General features: G+C 63.0%; 19 protein-coding genes and 1 pseudogene. 8 read left to right on the top strand and 12 right to left on the bottom strand.

The annotated features are described in order from the left end of the window. Positions 1-76 precede the first annotated feature (76 nt). The 3 genes from G8767_RS31055 to G8767_RS31045 are packed head-to-tail and all read left to right on the top strand — an operon-like array spanning position 77 to position 2,939. Positions 77-1,186 carry a Re/Si-specific NAD(P)(+) transhydrogenase subunit alpha gene (locus G8767_RS31055; protein ID WP_095971538.1) on the top strand — a complete coding sequence of 370 codons (1,110 nt, stop codon included), beginning with the start codon at positions 77-79 and terminating at the stop codon, positions 1,184-1,186. Next, on the top strand, positions 1,186-1,509 hold the full coding sequence (locus tag G8767_RS31050) for an NAD(P) transhydrogenase subunit alpha (protein ID WP_003941319.1): 324 nt from the start codon (positions 1,186-1,188) through the stop codon (positions 1,507-1,509). Before G8767_RS31055 ends, G8767_RS31050 begins: the two co-directional genes overlap by 1 nt. Beyond that, a complete protein-coding gene (locus G8767_RS31045; protein ID WP_003941368.1) occupies positions 1,509-2,939 on the top strand; it encodes an NAD(P)(+) transhydrogenase (Re/Si-specific) subunit beta in 1,431 nt (476 codons plus the stop codon). The genes G8767_RS31050 and G8767_RS31045 overlap by 1 nt, the downstream gene beginning before the upstream one ends. Before the next feature lie 372 nt (positions 2,940-3,311). Here the strand turns inward: G8767_RS31045 and G8767_RS31040 are convergent, their stop codons facing one another. The 5 genes from G8767_RS31040 to pdhA are packed head-to-tail and all read right to left on the bottom strand — an operon-like array spanning position 3,312 to position 8,469. Next, on the bottom strand, positions 3,312-3,965 hold the full coding sequence (locus G8767_RS31040) for a hypothetical protein (protein ID WP_166813695.1): 654 nt from the start codon (positions 3,963-3,965) through the stop codon (positions 3,312-3,314). A gap of 29 nt (positions 3,966-3,994) precedes the next feature. Then, positions 3,995-5,200 carry an MFS transporter gene (locus G8767_RS31035; protein WP_166813693.1) on the bottom strand — a complete coding sequence of 402 codons (1,206 nt, stop codon included), beginning with the start codon at positions 5,198-5,200 and terminating at the stop codon, positions 3,995-3,997. A gap of 10 nt (positions 5,201-5,210) precedes the next feature. After that, entirely contained in the window at positions 5,211-6,410 is a 1,200-nt protein-coding gene (locus tag G8767_RS31030; protein ID WP_166813691.1) for a dihydrolipoamide acetyltransferase family protein, read from the bottom strand. Beyond that, on the bottom strand, positions 6,407-7,384 hold the full coding sequence (locus G8767_RS31025; RefSeq protein ID WP_166813689.1) for an alpha-ketoacid dehydrogenase subunit beta: 978 nt from the start codon (positions 7,382-7,384) through the stop codon (positions 6,407-6,409). The genes G8767_RS31030 and G8767_RS31025 overlap by 4 nt, the downstream gene beginning before the upstream one ends. After that, on the bottom strand, positions 7,381-8,469 hold the full coding sequence (gene pdhA / locus G8767_RS31020; RefSeq protein ID WP_166813687.1) for a pyruvate dehydrogenase (acetyl-transferring) E1 component subunit alpha: 1,089 nt from the start codon (positions 8,467-8,469) through the stop codon (positions 7,381-7,383). Before pdhA ends, G8767_RS31025 begins: the two co-directional genes overlap by 4 nt. Positions 8,470-8,690: 221 nt before the next feature. On the opposite strand from pdhA, the gene G8767_RS31015 reads away from it, so the two are divergent. After that, a complete protein-coding gene (locus G8767_RS31015) occupies positions 8,691-9,719 on the top strand; it encodes a phosphotransferase family protein (RefSeq protein ID WP_095971619.1) in 1,029 nt (342 codons plus the stop codon). Here G8767_RS31015 and G8767_RS31010 read toward each other — a convergent pair. The 3 genes from G8767_RS31010 to G8767_RS31000 are packed head-to-tail and all read right to left on the bottom strand — an operon-like array spanning position 9,716 to position 11,910. Beyond that, on the bottom strand, positions 9,716-10,165 hold the full coding sequence (locus G8767_RS31010; protein WP_166813685.1) for a thioesterase family protein: 450 nt from the start codon (positions 10,163-10,165) through the stop codon (positions 9,716-9,718). The two genes, G8767_RS31015 and G8767_RS31010, sit on opposite strands and share 4 nt — an antisense overlap. After that, a complete protein-coding gene (locus G8767_RS31005) occupies positions 10,162-11,400 on the bottom strand; it encodes a benzoate/H(+) symporter BenE family transporter (RefSeq protein WP_166813683.1) in 1,239 nt (412 codons plus the stop codon). Before G8767_RS31005 ends, G8767_RS31010 begins: the two co-directional genes overlap by 4 nt. Before the next feature lie 36 nt (positions 11,401-11,436). Beyond that, the gene (locus G8767_RS31000) at positions 11,437-11,910 is read right to left on the bottom strand and encodes an Lrp/AsnC family transcriptional regulator (RefSeq protein ID WP_003941284.1); all 474 of its coding nucleotides are present in this window, start codon (positions 11,908-11,910) and stop codon (positions 11,437-11,439) included. A 102-nt stretch (positions 11,911-12,012) separates the two neighbouring features. Here G8767_RS31000 and G8767_RS30995 point away from each other — a divergent pair, with 102 nt between their 5' ends. Together G8767_RS30995 and G8767_RS30990 are read left to right on the top strand one after the other, a co-directional pair. After that, the gene (locus tag G8767_RS30995; RefSeq protein ID WP_095971546.1) at positions 12,013-12,636 is read left to right on the top strand and encodes a LysE family translocator; all 624 of its coding nucleotides are present in this window, start codon (positions 12,013-12,015) and stop codon (positions 12,634-12,636) included. Positions 12,637-12,658: 22 nt separating this feature from the next. Continuing rightward, the gene (locus G8767_RS30990; protein ID WP_166813681.1) at positions 12,659-13,495 is read left to right on the top strand and encodes a sulfurtransferase; all 837 of its coding nucleotides are present in this window, start codon (positions 12,659-12,661) and stop codon (positions 13,493-13,495) included. A 1-nt stretch (position 13,496) separates the two neighbouring features. Here G8767_RS30990 and G8767_RS30985 read toward each other — a convergent pair whose 3' ends face one another. Beyond that, positions 13,497-13,958, bottom strand: coding sequence for a DUF6328 family protein (locus tag G8767_RS30985; protein WP_166813679.1), 462 nt, complete (start codon positions 13,956-13,958; stop codon positions 13,497-13,499). A 13-nt stretch (positions 13,959-13,971) separates the two neighbouring features. Then, positions 13,972-14,790, bottom strand: coding sequence for a shikimate 5-dehydrogenase (locus G8767_RS30980; RefSeq protein WP_029255730.1), 819 nt, complete (start codon positions 14,788-14,790; stop codon positions 13,972-13,974). 127 nt (positions 14,791-14,917) lie between these two features. Here G8767_RS30980 and G8767_RS30975 point away from each other — a divergent pair, with 127 nt between their 5' ends. Beyond that, positions 14,918-16,492 carry a molybdopterin-dependent oxidoreductase gene (locus G8767_RS30975; protein ID WP_166813677.1) on the top strand — a complete coding sequence of 525 codons (1,575 nt, stop codon included), beginning with the start codon at positions 14,918-14,920 and terminating at the stop codon, positions 16,490-16,492. Here the strand turns inward: G8767_RS30975 and G8767_RS30970 are convergent. Continuing rightward, positions 16,479-17,114: a TetR/AcrR family transcriptional regulator C-terminal domain-containing protein gene (locus G8767_RS30970; protein WP_166813675.1), complete on the bottom strand. Its 636-nt coding sequence runs from the start codon at positions 17,112-17,114 to the stop codon at positions 16,479-16,481. The two genes, G8767_RS30975 and G8767_RS30970, sit on opposite strands and share 14 nt — an antisense overlap. A gap of 158 nt (positions 17,115-17,272) precedes the next feature. Between G8767_RS30970 and G8767_RS30965 the strand changes: the two genes are divergently transcribed. Further along, positions 17,273-18,505, top strand: a complete 1,233-nt coding sequence (locus G8767_RS30965) for an amidohydrolase family protein (protein ID WP_124569495.1) — start codon at positions 17,273-17,275, stop codon at positions 18,503-18,505. Between the two features lies 1 nt (position 18,506). Here the strand turns inward: G8767_RS30965 and G8767_RS30960 are convergent. Next, positions 18,507-18,938, bottom strand: a pseudogene (locus G8767_RS30960) (HNH endonuclease family protein); the annotation flags it as partial. Positions 18,939-19,063: the final 125 nt, after the last annotated feature.

Below are 19,063 nucleotides of genomic sequence, written 5' to 3'. Positions count from 1 at the left end.
GTCATCTTCCGCTCATCACATGCTGGTTGCCGCTCGTCGCAGCAGGCGAACCACCAACCGCAGAAGGTAATGGAAAATGGAAACATCGAAGAGCGCACAAGTGCGTCCGTCGGTCGGCGTCCCTCGAGAATCGAGTGACGGTGAGCGTCGGGTCGCGTTGGTGCCGAAAATTGTGTCCGCTTTGATCGGCAAGGGTGTCGACGTTGTCGTCGAGTCCGGGGCCGGTCTGGGGGCGTTGATTCCCGACGAGCTGTACACCGCTGCGGGCGCGAAGATCGGCGATCCGTGGACTGCTGACGTGGTGGTCAAGGTAGCGCCTCCGTCGACAGAGGAAATCGCCCGCATCAGCACCGGCGCGAAGCTCATCGGTTTCTTGAACCCGCGTAACGCAGACAATCGCATTGCAGAGTTGAAGGCCGCCGGCATCGAGGGGTATGCCGTGGAGGCGATTCCCCGTATCTCCCGTGCACAGGTGATGGACGCGTTGTCCTCGCAGGCGAACGTGTCCGGATACAAGGCTGTTCTGTTGGCGGCATCGGAGTCCACGCGGTTCTTCCCGATGCTCACCACCGCTGCAGGCACGGTGAAGCCTGCGACGGTTCTGGTGCTCGGAGTGGGTGTTGCAGGTCTGCAGGCGCTGGCGACAGCCAAGCGTCTCGGTGGCCGCGCTACCGGGTACGACGTGCGCCCTGAGGTCGCAGACCAGGTGCGCTCGGTGGGTGCACAGTGGCTCGACCTCGGAATCGACGCGGCGGGCGAGGGTGGATACGCCCGCGAGCTGACCGACGAGGAGCGCGCGAAGCAGCAGCAGGCACTCGAGGATGCGATCAAGGGCTTCGACGTCGTGATCACCACGGCTCTGGTTCCGGGTCGTCCCGCTCCGCGCCTGGTCACCGCCGCCGCGGTCGAAGGCATGAAGCCGGGCAGTGTCGTGGTCGACCTCGCGGGTGAAACCGGTGGTAACTGCGAGCTGACCGAGCCGGGTCAAACCGTCGTCAAGCACGGCGTGACCATTTGCTCTCCGCTGAATTTGCCGGCGTCGATGCCTGAGCATGCGTCCGAGTTGTACTCGAAGAACATTTCAGCGCTGATCGAACTGATGTTGGTGGAAGGTGCATTGGCGCCTGATTTCTCCGACGAGGTTCTGGCCGGTGCGTGCGTCACCCGTGAAGAGAAGGGCGCCTGATGTACACATCACTTCTGGCGAACATCGCGATCCTGGTGTTGTCCGGGTTCGTCGGTTTCGCTGTGATCTCCAAAGTTCCGAACACCCTGCACACCCCGTTGATGTCAGGCACGAACGCCATCCACGGCATCGTCGTCCTGGGTGCGTTGGTCGTTCTGGGCAAGGTGCACGATCCGTCGATCGGGTTGCAGATCATCTTGTTCGTCGCGCTCGTCTTCGGAACCGTGAACGTTGTCGGTGGGTTTGTGGTCACGGACCGCATGTTGGCGATGTTCAAGGCCAAGCCGGCCGCCAAGTCTGTGTCGAAGGATGGTGACCAGTAATGGAATACCTGGTCAATGCGCTCTACATTGTCGCGTTCTCGATGTTCATCTACGGCCTCATGGGTCTTACCGGCCCGAAGACCGCAGTCCGCGGCAACCAGATCGCCGCGGTCGGCATGCTCATCGCCGTCGTTGCAACGCTGATCTCCATTCGTGATGCGGAGATGGGTAACTGGATCCTCATCGCTGCCGGCCTGGTCATCGGTGTCGTGCTCGGTGTCCCGCCGGCGCTCCGCACCAAGATGACGGCCATGCCGCAGTTGGTCGCGCTCTTCAACGGCGTGGGTGGTGGCACCGTCGCGTTGATCGCGTACGCGGAATTCCTGGACTCGGACGGATTCACCGCATTCCAGCACGGCGAGTCGCCGACGGTGCACATCGTCATCGCTTCGCTCTTTGCTGCCGTGATCGGATCGATCTCCTTCTGGGGCAGCGTGATCGCGTTCCTGAAGCTGCAGGAAACTCTGCCTGGTCGTCCGATCGGAATCGGTAAGCTCCAGCAGCCGCTCAATGCGCTGCTGCTCATTGCCGCAGTCGCGTTCTCGGTGATCATCGGCATCAAGGCGATCTCGCCGGAAGGCCCGACCAGCTCACTGTGGATCGTCGGCGTCCTCGTGCTTTCGGGCATCCTCGGACTGATGGTCGTGCTGCCCATCGGCGGCGCGGACATGCCCGTCGTCATCTCGCTGCTCAACGCTCTGACCGGTTTGTCGGCTGCTGCTGCAGGTTTGGCGCTCAACAACCAGGCGATGATCGTCGCCGGCATGATCGTGGGTGCTTCGGGCACCATCTTGACCAACCTCATGGCCAAGGCCATGAACCGGTCCATCCCGGCCATCGTCGCCGGCGGTTTCGGTGGCGGCGGCGGCGAAGCTGCATCCTCCGACGGTGTCGTGCGCACGGCAAAGGCGACCTCGGCCGCCGACGCGGCTATCCAGATGGCCTACGCCAACCAGGTCATCGTCGTACCGGGATACGGACTTGCGGTCGCGCAGGCTCAGCACGCCGTCAAGGACATGGCGAAGTTGCTCGAGTCGAAGGGCGTCGAGGTCAAGTACGCCATCCACCCGGTCGCCGGTCGTATGCCCGGTCACATGAACGTTCTTCTCGCAGAAGCGGATGTCTCGTACGACGCGATGAAGGAAATGGACGACATCAACGACGAGTTCTCTCGTACCGATGTCACCTTGGTGATCGGCGCGAACGACGTCACCAACCCGGCGGCGCGCAACGATCCGAGCTCACCGATTCACGGAATGCCGATCCTCAACGTGGACCAGTCGAAGTCCGTCATCGTGCTCAAGCGTTCGATGAACTCCGGTTTCGCCGGTATCGAGAACCCGCTCTTCTTCGCCGAGGGCACCTCGATGCTCTTCGGTGACGCCAAGAAGTCGGTCTCCGAGGTTACCGAGGAACTCAAGGCGCTGTAGCGCTGGAACTCGGAAGGGGCGTCCACTCGCAACCGCGAGTGGGCGCCTTTTTCGTGTTCTCACGCTGCAACGACTTCTTGTGCTGCAACGGCGTGTGCTGAAACGACAAAGGCGCCTGGTCCGAGACGAAACTCGGAACAGGCGCCTCTGGCGACGTTTTACGGGACCTCGGGAGTTTCGGGGTCGGAAGAGAAGCCGGAAAGTAGTTCGATCAACTTCTGGATCAGTTCGAGCGGGTTCAGATCTTCGAGGCTCACGGTAAAGACTCCTTCGCTGTGGAACTACTTGATTCGGACATTTCAGAACATACGTCATGCCCCGCCGTCGCGGGAGAGCTATCGGCGAAAATCTCTGGATACCAAAGATTTAGGACTAAAGTCGGATGCTCCGGTGCCTGGAGAACGCGATGGCTGCCGTATCCGGGCGGAGCTCTTCACGTTTCGCGGCGATGGGCGATCGTGCCATCAAAATGGCTGCGGCGCAGGCCCATACCAGAGCGATCAGAACGCCGGCTATCACTCCGAAAAGGCCGCTCAACTCGGCGGCTAGTGCGCTGGCACCGATCGCAGCAACTCCGACGAATCCGAGACCGGCGACCACCGGACGCCACTGCGGGGCGGAGATCAAGATCGCCGAGCAGTACAGCGCGGTCGCCGCTGCCACGTGACCGCTGGGCGATAGGTCCTGGGGCACATCGGGGAGCCAGGAACCGAATGCCGCGTTGGTGAGATTAGCGCCCATTCCGAGGAGCAGGATCGCGCCGATGCCGTACGGCAGTCCGCGGACCATCGAGACGACGGCCAGAGCGGTAGTGGCTGCCAGTACAGCGGTGACGTCGAATCGGCCTACCGTCCACTCGGCAAGTGCGCGCACCTGTTCCGGGACGTTCACGCCAGGCGAGGTGGGTCGCAAAATATACAAGACGCCCAGCGCTACGACGGCGATCGCAGCAAGGACGAGGAAGCGAGTGGTTGTGGAGGGAGTGGGGTGCTGGGTGGAGGTCGAGACGGTCACGAGTACCAGCATCCCTGGTGAGTCTGTGCCGATCGTGAGGATCAGCTGTGAGGTCTGTAGGCGGTCGGAGAATCGCGCCGAACGACACCCGCACAACCCGCTGCGACCAGGACGCATGCAAACGGGATCAACATTGCTGTGGTGAGAGGCACAAGCGTGGTGACCCACCCGATGGTCGCCGGACCGGCGAGGAATCCGATGTATCCCATGCCGACGACGCGAGACATGTTGGTACCAGCCGAACCCGAGCCGAGATTTCCCGCGGTGGTGAAGATCTGCGGAATGCATCCAGACAGGCCTGCGCCGAACAGTGCCCAGCCGAGCAATGTCAGCGGTAGCCAACCGGAGACCACGACGGTCAGCATGCCGACGGACGACAGCAACGCGCCGTAGCGAACCACGGCCACCGGGCCGACCGCCGCGCTGATCCGATCCGCGGTGAACCGGCCGACGGTCATCATGGCCGAGAATGCACCGAACGACAGTGCAGCAACGGCATTCGAGACACCCAGATCTTCCTTGACCTGCAGCGCACTCCAGTCGTTTGCCACTCCCTCGGCCAGCATCAGAACAAAGGCGAGGGTTCCGAGAGCAAGCACGCGAGCCGAGAATCTGCCGTGTGTCTTTCCGGAAGTCGACGCGGTTTCGGTGTGAACGTCGAGGTGGGGGAGCAGGGGCCGCGAGCACAGCCAGACGGCCAGCAATCCGATTGCCGACGCGATGCCGAGTGTGACGTACGGCGGAAGATCCAGTGCGAGAGTGCCGAATCCGATGACGGAACCCAACACACCCCCGACGGAGAACATGCCGTGAAAGGCCGCCATGATCGGGCGCCGGTACAACTGTTCGGCCTCGACAGCCTGCGAGTTCATCGACACGTCCAACGCGCCGTTCGCGAAGCCGAATACAACAAGTGCGGCGCCCAGTTGCCAGGTGTTCGTGGCAAATCCCGGGCCGAGAGTGGCGAATGCCAGCCCGCTACCCGCCAGGATGACCATGCGCCTGCTGCCGTATCGATCGGCGAGTGGGCCGCTCAATTGCATACCGGCAATGGCTCCGACAGCAAGAAGGAGAAGCAGTGAGCCGAGCGTCGAGTGACTGATTCCCACACGGTGTTCGATGGACGGAATGTGGACGACCCACATCGCGAGCAGAAATCCGTTGATGCCGAAGATGCCGAAGATGCCGGCCCGGGCGCGTACCAGGGCGGAGGTGGGGACTACTCGGTCGGTGGGGTTGACGCTCACTCGTTCCTTTTTACAGGTGAGACAGCAACAGGTCCGGGTCCGCGAGCATCTGTGCGACAAATGAGAGGAATCTCGCGGCCTGCTCACCATCGAGTATCCGGTGGTCGAACGTCAACGTCAGTGTCGCGACGCTCCGCGCTTCGATCTTGCGCTCGATTACCCAGGGACGCTCGCTCACTGCGCCCAGACAGAGGATGACGGCTTCTCCCGGATTGAGGAGCGGAACGCCCCCGTCGACGCCGAAGATTCCGACGTTGGTGATCGTGATGGTGCCACCGGTCAAGTGATGGACATCAGTCACTCCCGCGCGGGCAGCGACGGTCAGTTCGGTGACCGCGCGTGCGAGTTGGACCAGGCTCAAGGTCTCGGCGCTCTTGATGTTGGGCACGGACAGCCCACGTTCGGAGGCGACGGCGATGCCGAGATTCACGTGATCGTCGACGACGGCGTCGCCGCGGGTCTCGTCCCAATGCGCGTTCACCGTGGGGTGCGCCGCAATTGCTGTCACCATTGACTTGGCCGCGAGAGTCAGCGGAGTGAGCGAAAGTCCGGTGAACGCGTCCGAGGAACGGAGCCTGCCGAGCAGTTCCATCGACGGCGTGACATCGACGGTGAGGAAGACGCTGGCCTGCGGAGCGCGGACGCTGGCAACCATCGCCGACGCCATCTGTTTCCGTATGCCGGACGAGGCCAGGCGTGTCGCGTTATCCGAAGGCGCCTTCACGGCAAGCACGTCTGCGACGTCAGCTGCCGTGACGGCGCCGTCGAATCCGCTGCCGGTGATTTCGCTCAGGTCGATGCCGGCTTCGCGGGCCGCGCGCCGCGCCGAGGGTGTTGCGGGCCGACGCTCGATATTCGGCGCGGATAGTGAGTCCGGCGTGATCCTGCGCCGGCGCCGACTCGGTCTCTCGGCCGCGGGTCCGTACCCGACCAGCACACTCGGCGGCTGTGGATCATGTGAATCGTCCGAACCCTCGATACGGATGATCGGAGTACCGACCGGAACCGTGGTGCCAGGTTCGACGAGAAGCTCGCTGACAACGCCGACATACGGTGACGGCAGTTCGACAAGAGCTTTGGCTGTCTCGACCTGGGCGAGAACTTGATTGAGTGCCACGGTGTCACCGACCCTGACCGTCCACTCGACCAGGTCGGCAGACGTCAGGCCCTCGCCGAGATCCGGCAACCGGAATTCGTGCGTCGTACTCATGCTGCCAGCGTTCGGTCGAGCGCTGCGAGGATCCGATCGGCGTCCGGAAGGTGGAATTGCTCGAGCTTGGCAGGCGGATAGGGGATGTCGAATCCGGTGACCCGACGGATCGGTGACTCCAGCTGATAGAAGCAGTGTTCCGCGACGTGTGCTGCGATTTCGGCGCCGATGCCGAGAAACTTCGGCGCCTCGTGGACGACGACCAGCCGGCCTGTCTTGTTCACCGACGCCTCGATCGTGTCGAAGTCGACGGGGGAGAGCGAACGCAGATCCACCACCTCCAGATCGCGGCCTTCGTCTTCGGCGATCCGTGCGGCGTCGAGTGCGGTGGCGACCATGGATCCGTACGCGACCACTGTCGCGTCGTTTCCCGAGCGGGCGACACGGGCGCGGTGGAGCGGAAGCTCGGGCGCGGCATCGGTATTCACCTCGGCGGTATCCCAGTAACGCCGTTTGGGTTCGAGGAAGATCACCGGGTCGTCGGCGGCAATCGATTGCCGGATCATGTGAAAACCGTCGACCGGATTGCTCGGGTACACCACCCGCAGTCCTGCGGTGTGAGCGAAGTAGGCTTCCGGCGACTCCGAATGATGTTCCACGGCACCGATTCCGCCGCCACTGGGAATCCGAATCGTCAGTGGCGCTGTCACGGCGCCTCGGGTGCGGTAGTGGATCTTTGCCACCTGCGAGACGATCTGGTCGAAAGCCGGGTAGACGAAACCGTCGAACTGGATCTCGCAGACCGGCCGGTACCCGCGCAGAGCCAAGCCGAAAGCCGTTCCCACAATCCCTGATTCGGCGAGCGGCATGTCGATCACCCGGGTATCGCCGAAATCCTTCTGCAGGGCGTCGGTAACCCGGAATACACCGCCGAGACGGCCGACGTCCTCGCCCATGATCACCACGCGACGATCGTCTTCGAGTGCGCGTCGCAGGCCGGTGTTGAGTGCGGTCACCAGATTCATGACGGTCATGACAGTGCCCCTTCCATGCTGCCGAGATACGCGCGATGCTCTTCACGTTCGGCGTCGATCAGTGGGTGTGCCTCGAGGTAGACGTGATCGAAAAGCGCTGACGGGGGCGGATCGGCGAGCGCGATGGTTGCGCGTCGTAGTCCAGCTGCGACGTCGTCGGCGGCCGCCGCGATGGTAGTGAGTTCTTTCTCGCCGAGAAGGCCGCGTTGTTCCATGAGCAGACGCACGCGCTCGAGCGGATCGCGGTTTCTCCACTCCGACATATCCGTATCGGCGCGGTACCTGCTCGGATCGTCGGACGTCGTGTGTGGGCCCATTCTGCAGGTGATTGCCTCGATGAACGTCGGGCCGCTGCCTTCCCGTGCGCGATTGAGCGCCCAGCGCGTGACTGCGAGAACGGCGAGGGCGTCGTTACCGTCGACGCGGATCGCCGGGATGCCGTAACCGATCGCCCGATGTGAGATGGGTGTGCGGGACTGCAGGGATACCGGTTCACTGATGGCCCACTGATTGTTCTGGCAGAAGAAGACAACGCCGGCACGGAAACTGGCAGCAAATCCCATCGCCTCGGCGATGTCGCCCTGACTCGAGGCGCCGTCACCGAAGTAGGCGATCGTCGCGATCTCGGCGCCGTCCAGATGTGCGCCCAATGCGTATCCGGTGGCGTGCAGCCCTTGAGAGCCGACGACGATCGCCGGATTGGTGACGTTGAATTGTTCTGGATCCCAACCGGAATGGGAGATTCCGCGCCACATCGTGGTCAGCAATTCGGGGGGAACTCCCCGGCAGTACGCGACGGCATGTTCGCGATAGCTGGTGAAGGCGAAGTCGTCGGAGGCAAGCGCTCTCGCGGAACCGACCTGCGCGGCCTCCTGGCCGAGCATCGGAGCCCACAAACCTATTTCGCCTTGACGATGCAGGGCAACAGCTTCGGTGTCGATTCGGCGACTGACGACGAGATCGCGATACAACGACAGCAGTTCTTCAGGCCCGATGTCTGTTATCAGACGGTCGAATTCGGGCCGGCACACTCGTGCGCCGTTCGGTTGGATGAGTTGGACCGGATAATCGAGGTTGTCGATCATCTTCGCTCACCTCGGTTTCTGCTCATGCCCGGCGCGCCTCGTGAGTACGCCGCACAATCCCGATGTGTTGTATGCAGTTGTCGCTCTACCATCAGGATCCCCCTGATTGGGAAATCCGCAAGTATTTTCACTGCCGTATCAAGACCTGGACTGAGAACTGGCGAGTAACAAACGTGTCGGTACGCCCAACCGATCCGGTGTCAACCGCTAGCATCGGTGCGGTGACTGCAGTCGGTTTGAACGAAGAAGCTGTTTCCGCGTGGATCGCCGAACTGGGGGTCGGCGCCACGACACCACTGACTTTCGAGAGGATCGGTAACGGGCAATCGAATCTGACCTACTCCGTGACGGATGCGGGCGGAGGACGGTGGGTACTGCGCAGACCTCCGCTGGGCACGTTGTTGGCGTCGGCGCACGACGTCGTTCGTGAGCACCGCATTCTGTCCTCGCTCCAGGGAACCAAGGTTCCGGTTCCCAAAATCCTCGGTATCACGGAAGACCCGGAGATCACGGACGCTCCGCTGGTCCTGATGAGCTACATCGACGGCATTGTGATCGACGGCGTCCCGGTGGCTCAGAAGTTGACCGAGGACGAGCGTCGTGCGGTCGGACTGGCGATGCCGAAAACCCTCGCGAGCATCCACGGGGTCGACCTCGAAGAGACCGGCCTCGAGGATCTGGCCAGCCGAAAGCCCTTTGCCGAGCGTCAGCTCAAACGGTGGTCGGCGCAGTGGGAGAAGTCGAAGACCCGCGATGTTCCGGACGTCGACCGGTTGGCCGAGATTCTGCACCGAAACATTCCGGAACAGAACGAAGTGACCTTGGTTCACGGCGACTTCCACCTCAACAACGTCATCACCGATCCGGTCGAGGGGCGCATCGTTGCGGTCGTCGACTGGGAGTTGTGCACGTTGGGGGAGCCGCTCGCGGATCTCGGTGCACTGCTCGCGTACTGGCCGGAAGCCGGTGACAAAGTTGCCGGTCCGTTCATGGCGTCCACGCTGGAGGGCTTTCCGAACCGCGAGGAGCTGGTCGCGGCCTACGTCGAGGCGACGGGCCGCGACGTGTCAGCCGTCGGATACTGGCACGTACTCGCGCTGTGGAAGCTCTCGATCATCGCCGAGGGCGTGCTGCGACGCATCCTCGACGATCCGCGCAACAAGGCCGAGCACGGCGGCCCGACGGTCGCGCTGATCGACGGAATCGTTGCACGCGCCGTCCTGACGGCAGATCAGCTCGGTCTGAGCTAGTTTTCGGTCAAGGTCCCGGCTGCCGATCTGATGGCGGCCGGGATCTCCACCGGCTTACGGGTGTCGGCGTCGACGTAGACGTGGACGAAGCGTCCGGTGGCGGCGGGTTCCCAATTGCCACCGTCGACCTCGTGGAATATCGCCAGGGCGTAGACGATGCTCTTGGTGCCGAGTTTCTCGACGGAGATACCCACCTGCAACTGCTCGGGGAACGACAGTTCGCTCAGGTACCGGCACGATGTCTCGGCGACGACGCCGATGGCAGGCAGATTGCGGATGTCGGTTCCGGTGGAAGACATCAGCCAGGCGTTGACTGCGGTGTCGAAGTACGAGTAGTACGTCACGTTGTTGACGTGGCCGTAGTGATCGTTGTCGTCCCACCGCGTCGGGACGGGCCAGAGAACGGGAAACTCGCTGATCGACGGGGGCGTTTGCGCTGTGCTCACGGCTTCGACTGTAGTGACGACTTTCGCGAGAGTGAGGGCAGGGTGGTGCCCTGCAGGACGGCACGCACGATCAGTCCCACCAACAGTGCCCAGAATGCCGAACCGATTCCCAGGATACCGACCCCGGATGCGGCGATCAGAAACGTGACCACGGCACCTTCACGTTCACTCGCCTCGCTCAGCGCCGATGTGAGGGCGCCGGCAAGAGTTGCCAGGAGCGCCAGTCCGGCAACAGTTTCCACGACTCCGGCTGGAGCGGCGGCTACCAGAGCGGCCACGGCGGCCGCGCCGGCAGCGAGAACGAGATAGGCCCAGCCTGCGGTGAAGGCAGCGATCCATCGACGTTTGGGATCCGGATGTGCGGTGGGGGCGGCGGCCAGGGCTGCGCTGATCGCCGCGAGGTTGATCGCATGGCCACCGGCCGGAGCGCCGACGATGGTGCCGATACCCGTCACGATCATCGACGGCCGCCAGGGAACGGTGTAGCCGAACGAATTCATCACGGCCACACCGGGAATGTTCTGCGAAGCCATCGTGACGATGTAGAGCGGAATCGCAATGCCGATCATCGCCTGCCAGGTCCACGACGGCGCGGTGAGATCGATGCGGGGAATCATGGCGCCGGCGTCGAGCACTCGATCCGACGTGACGAGGCTGATCCCGATCACGACCGCTGCGGTGAGAAACGCGAGCGGAACCGCCCATCGCTTGGAGAAGCGCTGCGCCGCAAGCCAAACCAGGATGACCGGCGCGACCGCTGCCGGTGCGTCCCGGACGGCGATGATCGGCGCCAGGCACAACGGCATCAGAACTCCGGCGAGCATCGCCTGCGCGAGGGGCGTCGGGATTGCCGAAATGACCCTTCCGAGCGTCGGCCACAGTCCGGTCAGCACGATCGCGAATCCGACGACGATGAATGCTCCGACCGCGGCCGGCCACCCACCCTCGACCGCTCCGGCGCCGGCGAGCAGAGCGGCACCGGGCGTCGACCAGGCGAGGGTGATCGGCATCCGATACCGGCGTGAGAGCCAGAGCATTCCCAACGCTTGGGTCACACACAGAACCAGCAGTCCGGACGCCGCCTCGGTCGCGTCAGCGCCGACAGCGGCGAGGCCGGTGAGCACTACCGCGAACGAACTGGTGAAGCCGACGAGGGCCGTGACGATGCCTGCGCTCATCGGTTGCGAGTTGCTACGAACGGCTTCCGGTTCGGTGGTTTCTGTGGAGTCCGACATGGTCAGTGATTCTGCCCGACCCGCTCGGGGCGCGATTTACCTGTCCGGCCGGATGGGTGAGGTGACCGCTTTGCCGTAGATGAGGTGCGTTTGGGCGTGCCAGACTTCGGGATGCGCGGCGAGGTGGTCGATCAATACTCGCTGTAGATGCGCACTGTCGCGGACCGCGACGTGGAGGAAGAAGTCCTCGGGCCCCGAGACGTTGAAGAGCGCAAGGGTTTCCGGCAACGCGAGCGCGTCGGCTGTGAAGCGGTCGACGAGGTCGCGTCGGTGCGGTCGCAATTGCACGGCGATGATCGCCTGCATCGAGCGGCCCACCGCGGCCGGGTCGACAACCGCATGGATACCGCTGATCGTTCCGTTGGCACGCAGGCGTCGTACGCGCTCGTGGCACGAGGACGTCGCCAAGCCGACACGATCGGCTAACACCTTGTTGGTGATCGACGCGTCGTTCTGCAATTCGGCCAAAATCTTCCAGTCCACCGGATCCAGAGGCTCATTCTTCGTCATCTGCCGAACTATATCCGGAGTCGTTTTGAAGTTCCCGGATCCAGTTGCACACTCCTGGCATGAACATGTGTCTCGAATCAGCTCGGGTGTGAGGTATTTCGGATGAGTGTCGGTCAATGGCTTGCTTTCGGCTCCCTGCTATCCATCGTCCTGTTCACGCCGGGACCGGATTTTGTCCTGATCCTGCGTCATTCTCTGGCAGATCGACGGACCGGTGCGGTGGTGGCGGCCGGCGTGATTTCGGGGCTCTTCGTTCACACGGCGGCCGCGTCACTGGGCCTTTCCGCACTCGTCGCGACGCGTCCGCAGTTGCTCTCTGCGCTCACTTACGCCGGGGCGGCATATTTGACCTGGCTCGGCATCTCCGCGATCCGAAGTGCATTCAAGGCGCGAGCCTCGGACGAGGGACTTCCGGCAGCGAAAGAACCGATCGCGGTCACCACGGCGTTTCGTTACGGCTTCCTCTCGAACTTGCTGAACCCGAAGGCGTTGTTGTTCTTTCTCGGGCTACTCCCACAATTCATCGAGCCCGGTGAAGGAGCAGGGCTGCGCACACTGATGTTGGCGGGAGCGACGGTGGTCGCCGCGGCACTGTGGTGGGCGATCGTGGTGGTGATGGCGGCCGGAGCCGGCAAGAAGCTGCGTCGTCCTGGCGTCGGCAAGCGCATCGATGTCGTGACTGGAGTGTTGTTGGTGGGTCTCGGTGCCTTCTTCGGGGTTGCGTGAGAGGTCGTGTCAGGATGGGCTCATGACACTTCCCGTGCTGATCGACGTCCAAGAACTGTCCGCTCTCATCGAGGCCGGAGCCGCGCCGCGATTGCTCGATGTCCGGTGGGCGCTGGGTGATTCGAACGGCGAGCAGCATTTTCGCGACGGACACATTCCCGGTGCGGTATTCGTGAACCTCGACGACGAACTGGCTTCGACGCCGTCGACGGACAAGGGAAGGCACCCGCTGCCTGGACTCGAAGACCTGCAGGAGGCCGCGCGTCGTTGGGGAATCGACGACGGTGATTCGGTGGTGCTCTACGACGCCACCGGCAATACCGCCGCTGCCCGCGGTTGGTGGCTGCTGCGGTGGGCCGGACTCTCGGACGTCCGACTCCTCGACGGCGGGTTGCAGGCCTGGGAGTCCGCGGGACTGCCGTTGGCGGCCGGTATCGGCGAGTCCGTCAGCCCGGGCAATGTGACTTTCACCGGAGACAACATGCCGACCGTCGACATCGACGGCGTCGGCAACTGGACGAGCGAGGGCGGTGTCCTGCTCGACGCCCGAGCCGGGGAGCGGTACCGCGGCGAGGTCGAGCCGATGGATCCCGTCGCGGGTCACATTCCCGGTGCGGTCAGCGCACCGACCGCAGAGAACATCACCGGCGACGGTCGATTCCTGGATGCGGCCGCGTTGCGTGAACGGTTCGCGGGCCTGGGCGTCGGGGACAAGGTGGCGGTGTACTGCGGATCCGGAGTGACTGCAGCGCACGAGATTGCCGCACTCGCGATCGCCGGGTACGACGCGACCCTGTTTCCGGGCTCGTGGTCGCAGTGGTCCAACGACGGCACTCGCGCTGTCGAAACCGGAGCCTGAGTCAGCCTTTGGCGCGATCGATGAATGACGGCACGAGAAACCACAGTGCTGTGAACATGATGGCGGCGCACGCAGCCAAGATCTTTGCGGCAACTCCGCCGACGGCGACCTCGGCGATCAACAGGACCGTGCCGGTCATGGAGGCGGCGAGAAAGGCTATGCCGCACAGGGCGAATCGGTTGGCGACGGGCAATATGTTCTCGCGGTGCCCACGGCGGAAGAGCATGCGATGCCAGACCGCGGGTGCCATCAGGAACCCGAACGAGATGGCAACAAGTATCACCGTCACCAAGTGGATGCCGCGGATGTACGCCGACGCTTCCTCGTAGCGTTCGGTGAATGCCACGGCCAGCAAGAAGGCAAACAGGATCTGCACACCAGAGAGCGCGACGCGCAGTTCTTGCAACAACTCGTTGAAGTTCCGCGCGAGTTGTTGAGGTGGAGTCTCCCCGGTCTCGTTCACGGCGACGTGGTTCCTACGCCCGTGAGTATTCCGACGCTCGCTGGATCTGCTCCGCGCTCGGACGCACGCCGGTGTAGAGCACGAACTGCTCGGCGGCCTGAAGGGCAATGACCGACGCTCCCGTGATCGCCGTCTTGCCGAGTTCGGTCGCCAACGCGATCAGTGGCGTGTTCGCAGGCATCGCGACGACGTCGAAGACGACATCGGCGGCGCGCACTGCTAGTTCGGGGAACGACAATGCATCTGCCTCTGCGCCGCCGGACATACCGATCGGAGTGGCGTTGATCAGCACACGGGGACGAAGCTCACCGAGTTCGGCCTGCCAGTCGAAGCCGTACTGCTTCGCGAGCGACGACCCCACTTGCTGGTTGCGGGCGATCACGGTGACGTCGGTGAATCCGGTGTCGCGCACCGCAGCGACGACTGCTTTTGCCATGCCACCGCTGCCGGCGACAGCGACGGACAGGCTCGTGTCGACGTCGTTGTCACGCAGCAGATCGGCCACCGCCTGATAGTCGGTGTTGTAGGCGTGCAGCACTCCGGACTCGTTGACGATCGTGTTCACGGAGTCGATGGCGCTGGCCGAATCGTGCATGACGTCGATGTGCTCGATGACCTGTTCCTTGAACGGCATCGACACCCCGCAGCCTCGAATCCCGAGTGCTCGGATGCCGCCGATCGCGGCTGGCACGTCTTCGGTGGTGAAGGCTTTGTAGACGAAGTTCAGGCCCAATTCCTCGTAGAGGTAATTGTGAAACCTCGTGCCGATGTTGCTCGGTCGCCCGGAGAGCGACATGCACAGGAGCGTGTCCTTGTTGAGGTCGACGGTCATTGTCCCCACTCTAATCGCGAGTTCGGCGTAGTTCTTGATAGACGAGTGCACCCATCCGGATGTCCCGCAGCGCCGAATGTCGGGTATCCGATCGAAGCACCACTCGCACCGACAGAGCCGAGACGACATGGTCACACAGAACATCGACGAGCACCCGAGCACCGAATCTCGTCCACCGCGTCGTAGATGGGCTGCTCACGCGATCTCCGGGGTCTTGGCCGCGGCTGTCGTCCTGGGCGTCGGTGAACTGGTGGCGCTGCCGATCAACCCGGACGCGTCGCCCTTCTACGCAGTCGGTGCAACCACCGTCGACCGAACCCCGGCGTGGGCTCGCGAGTTCGCGATCGACACCTTCGGCACCAATGACAAGCCGGCGCTGTTCATCGGAATGTCGATATTGATCGTTCTGCTCGGTGCGGTGGCCGGGCTGTTGGAACGGCGACGCCGCCCGATCGGCAGTGTCATCCTCGTTCTTCTGGGCGCGGTTGGTGTGTATGCGGCGATGCAGCGCCCGACTGCCGATGCGATGTACGTGTTCCCGACGCTGGTCGGTGTGGTGGCGGGCGTTGCAACCTTGCGGTTGCTGATCACGCAACTGGAGGTGCCGCTCTCGCCGGGCGTCGCCGACTCGTGGTTGCCTCGTCGTCAGTTCCTTCTGCTGGCAGGTGCGGCGTTGGCAGTGGCTGCGGCCGCGGGTGCCGCCGGGAAGTTCGTGGGGCAGAGAATCGCTGGAGCAGTCGCGAATCGTGAAGATTTCGTCGTGCCCACCGCCGCTGACCCGGCGCCGCCGATTCCGGCGGGTGCAGACATCGGGATTGCGGGTGCGTCGACGTACATCACGCCCAACGACGACTTCTATCGCATCGACACCGCTCTCCTCGTTCCGCAATTGACGACGGACTCATGGGAACTGCGGATTCACGGCATGGTCGACCGCGAGATGACGTTGTCGTTCGACGACCTGGTGGCGCGAACGCCCATCGAGCGGGTGATCACGCTGACGTGTGTTTCCAACGAGGTGGGTGGTGTCCTGGCTGGGAACGCGAAGTGGATCGGTTATCCCATGAAGGACCTGCTCGACGAAGTCGGTGTCCATCCCGACGCGGACATGCTTCTCTCGACCAGCGTCGACGGCTTCACGGTCGGCACTCCCGTCGAGATAGTCACCGATGGTCGTGACGCGATTCTCGCCGTGGCGATGAACGGTGAGCCGTTGCCGTTCGAGCACGGTTACCCCGTTCGGCAGGTGGTTCCCGGCCTGTACGGTTTCGTCTCCGCCACCAAATGGGTGACGGAGTGGGAACTCACGCGTTTCGACAAGGTCGAGGCCTATTGGACCCAGCGCGGTTGGGGTGCGCAGGCACCGATCAAGACGTCGTCGCGTATCGAGGTACCGGCAGCTCTGGCGCCGATCGAGCCGGGCCAGGTGCTGGTGGCGGGAACTGCCTGGGCCCAGCATCGTGGAATCGAGAAGGTCGAGGTTCGCGTGGACAACGGCGAATGGCAACCGGCGACACTGGCGCAGGAGTACTCGATCGACACCTGGCGGCAATGGTCGTGGATGTGGGATGCAGGCTCAGGTTTGCACACCGTGCAGGTCAGGGCGACGGATTTGGACGGGAACGTTCAGGTGGAAGAGCGCACTCCGCCGATTCCCGGTGGCGCCACGGGATGGCATACGAGGTCGTTCACGGTGAAGTGACAGGTAGATCCGAATGGGATTCGGTATACAGGCGGATGACGCACTGGGCCATCCATCCGGCGATCAGGGTTCTCAGGCCGAAGTCGAAGGTGTCGTCGGTTCGCAGTGGGGTCGTGGCCTCACGGGTGATCTCGCTCGGGTTCGAGGATTGAGTCCACGCGACATCCGGCGTCGACAGCTTGACGACTGATCCGAGGACCAAACTGTCCAGCGTGGAAATTGCGTGACGAGTGTCGATCGGATCGAACCCGCCATCCGAAAATGCTTGGACCAGTGCGGTATCGATGTCGAAAGTCACCTCGGTGCGGACGCTTCGCGTCATGAGCAGCGGGATGAGACGCCAATGCTCGACCGCAGCTCGGCGATAGGCCCACCCCCACGCGCTGACCCGCTCGCTCCATCCTGCGGGTGGTTGCGGGACCGAGATCGACGACATCACACGGATGCGCATGAGTTCGACGATCTCGGATCGACCCGAAACGTGTGTGTAGAGCGAAGACGGAGTCACGTTCAATTGCTTGGCGATTCCGGGCATGGTGAAGTCACCGGTCGCGTCGACAGCATCCAGGGCGGCGTCGGTGATGTTGCCCGTGGACAGTATCGGCTGGGTGGGGCGCGGCATCGATTCTCCTGGTGAGGGATTCGTCGGCAATCTCGGACTCGATCGATTGATGACAACTCCTTGATTTCAGGAGCCGACATGCATCATACTAACCGAACCCTATTCGGTATGTCGGCGGATTCTTCCGGCGATCGGTACACGTCGGAGGAACATTCAATATGTCTGTCGTATGGCTGACCGGTGCAACGATCATCGACGGTACGGGAGCCGAACCGATCGAGAACTGTGCTGTTGCTGTGGAAAGCGGACGCATCAGTGCGATCGGTGGCACGCCGCCCGAGGGGGTAGAGGTGTTGGACTGCACCGGGTTGACGATCACGCCCGGACTGATCGACGCACACGTTCATCTCGGTGGATCGAGTGATCTCGCCCCGAGCCTGCGGCGTCAGATATCGGTAGCCGAACTGGCCGCAGACATGTTCGCGACCTGCGCGTCTACTCTCGACGGGGGATTCACCACGGTTCGTGACTGCGGCGGAATCGACGGTGGACTCGCCGGAGTTGTCGCCTCGGGCAAGATTCCGGGGCCGCGGATCATTCAGTGTGGCCCGATCCAATGCCAGACCGGCGGACACGGACACCTGGCGGCCGAGTGGGAGCCGACTTCGGACTGGTCCGATCACGACATCCCCGGATTGCGTTGTATGTCTCTGCTTTCCGACGGCCCGCACGAAATGCGAAAGAACGTTCGTGAGACGTTCCGCAGAGGTGCCGACTTCCTCAAACTGTGCGTCACCGGGGGAGTGGTATCCACTCATGACAAGCTCACCGACACGCAGTTCACGGTCGACGAGATCGGAGTTGCCGTCGAGGAAGCCAATGCGCGCGGTACGTATGTCACGGTGCACGCTCACAACAACGAGGGAATCCGGAACGCGGTTACCGCCGGCGCGAAATGCGTCGAGCACGGTTCCGACATCGACGACGAGACGGCCAAGTTGATGGCCGAGCACGACGTCGCTTTGGTACCGACCTTGGCTGTGGTGCAGGCGCTCTCGGACAGCGCGGCGTCAGCGGGTCTACCCGAATCGATTTCGGCGCGCATCGGCCAGATGATGCAGGGGCAGATCGACGGACTCCTCGCCGCTCGAAATGCCGGCGTCAGAGTGGGATTGGGATCGGACCTTATCGGTACCGATCAAACAGGTCGGGGGATGGAGCTTGTCCTGCGCGCCAAGGTCGAAACCCCGATGGACGCATTGGTTTCCGCTACCCGGATCAACGCCGACATTCTCGGCATCGCCGACGAGGTCGGCACCATCGAAGTAGGCAAGTTCGCCGACCTCGTTGCCTTCCGCGGCAATCCGTTGACGGATCCGTCCATCTTCGCTGATCGTGAGCGCATCGCACTCGTCATTCAGAGCGGTCGAGTGGTGAAGGACGGCCGGTAGCTCAACAGCGAGTGGCGAGTTCTGTCAACGCCGAGTGATCCGCCCGGCTGACCGGTAAGCCGTAGGAAATCGCGACGGTCAAGTACTTGCCTGCGTAGAAACATCGGTACGCAGGATTGGGCGGCAACCAGTCGCTGGGCGTGCTGTCGCCTTTCGACTGGTTGTCGGGGCCGTTGACGGCCAACAGGTTCAGTGACGTGTCGTTCGCGAACCTCATCCGAAGCGCGGGCGTCCAGGAGTTCGCGCCGAAGTCCCAGGCAGCGGCGAGTGGGAAGACGTGGTCGATCTGGACGGACTTGGCCCGGCTTCGTTCGAATTCGACGCGGTCACCGGAGTACGGGTCGGTCATCACTCCGGACAATACGACGCAGTCACGTGTTCCCGGTTTGAACATCACGTCCGAGAGATCGTGGGCCAGAACGTTGTTGCGGGTTATCTCTAGCGCCGCATCAGGATGAAGGCACGGTAGGCACGGCGTGTCGGTCGCCCTGTCCCTCATGGTTATCTAATAGCGTCTATGTCACAGGTGGGACAGCCATAGGAGTGGCGATGTCGTGT

The sequence above is a fragment of the Rhodococcus sp. IC4_135 genome, assembly GCF_011602025.1.
Lineage (GTDB): Bacteria > Actinomycetota > Actinomycetes > Mycobacteriales > Mycobacteriaceae > Rhodococcus_F > Rhodococcus_F baikonurensis.
The sequence above is the reverse complement of the archived record's forward strand: the minus strand, read 5'-3'. Positions and strand labels throughout refer to the sequence as shown.